Origin of the sequence: Neisseria sp. HMSC058F07, from assembly GCF_001810035.1 — a bacterium.
In the GTDB taxonomy this organism is placed as follows: domain Bacteria; phylum Pseudomonadota; class Gammaproteobacteria; order Burkholderiales; family Neisseriaceae; genus Neisseria; species Neisseria perflava.
Genome location: NZ_KV799686.1, coordinates 1 through 1,179, shown reverse-complemented (window position 1 = coordinate 1,179; position 1,179 = coordinate 1). Strand labels below are relative to the sequence as shown.

The 1,179-nt window shown below is 48.0% G+C and carries 1 protein-coding gene; it reads left to right on the top strand.

Annotation, left to right across the window (positions count from 1 at the left end):
- Window position 1: 1 nt before the first annotated feature.
- Window positions 2–1,179: elongation factor Tu (gene tuf, locus HMPREF2696_RS06320; protein ID WP_049336986.1), on the top strand; the 1,178-nt coding region annotated here is incomplete at its 3' end.

The following is a 1,179-nucleotide window of genomic DNA, read 5'->3' as shown; positions in this document are numbered from 1 at the left end:
CATGGCTAAGGAAAAATTTGAACGTAGCAAACCGCACGTAAACGTTGGCACCATCGGTCACGTTGACCATGGTAAAACCACTCTGACTGCTGCTTTGACTACTATTTTGGCTAAAAAATTTGGTGGTGCTGCAAAAGCTTACGACCAAATCGACAACGCTCCTGAAGAAAAAGCCCGCGGTATTACCATTAATACCTCACACGTAGAATACGAAACTGAAACCCGTCACTACGCACACGTAGACTGCCCAGGCCACGCCGACTACGTTAAAAACATGATTACCGGTGCTGCCCAAATGGACGGCGCGATCTTGGTATGTTCCGCAGCTGACGGTCCTATGCCACAAACTCGCGAACACATCCTGTTGGCCCGCCAAGTAGGTGTACCTTACATCATCGTATTCATGAACAAATGCGACATGGTTGACGATGCCGAGTTGTTGGAACTGGTTGAAATGGAAATCCGTGACTTGTTGTCAAGCTACGACTTCCCAGGTGATGACTGCCCAATCGTACAAGGTTCTGCACTGAAAGCCTTGGAAGGTGACGCTGGTTACGAAGAAAAAATCTTCGAATTGGCTGCTGCTCTGGACAGCTACATCCCAACACCTGAGCGTGCTGTGGACAAACCTTTCTTGTTGCCTATCGAAGACGTATTCTCTATCTCCGGTCGTGGTACAGTAGTAACCGGTCGTGTAGAGCGCGGTATCATCCACGTTGGTGACGAGATCGAAATCGTAGGTCTGAAAGAAACTCAAAAAACCACTTGTACCGGTGTTGAAATGTTCCGCAAACTGCTGGACGAAGGTCAAGCAGGTGACAACGTAGGCGTATTGCTGCGTGGTACTAAACGTGAAGATGTAGAGCGTGGTCAAGTATTGGCTAAACCAGGTACTATCACTCCTCACACCAAATTCAAAGCAGAAGTATACGTACTGAGCAAAGAAGAGGGTGGTCGTCACACTCCATTCTTCGCTAACTACCGTCCACAATTCTACTTCCGTACTACTGACGTAACTGGTGCAGTTACTTTGGAAGAAGGTGTAGAAATGGTAATGCCAGGTGAGAACGTAACCATTACTGTAGAACTGATTGCGCCTATCGCTATGGAAGAAGGTCTGCGCTTTGCGATTCGCGAAGGTGGTCGTACCGTAGGTGCGGGTGTGGTTTCTTCTGTAAT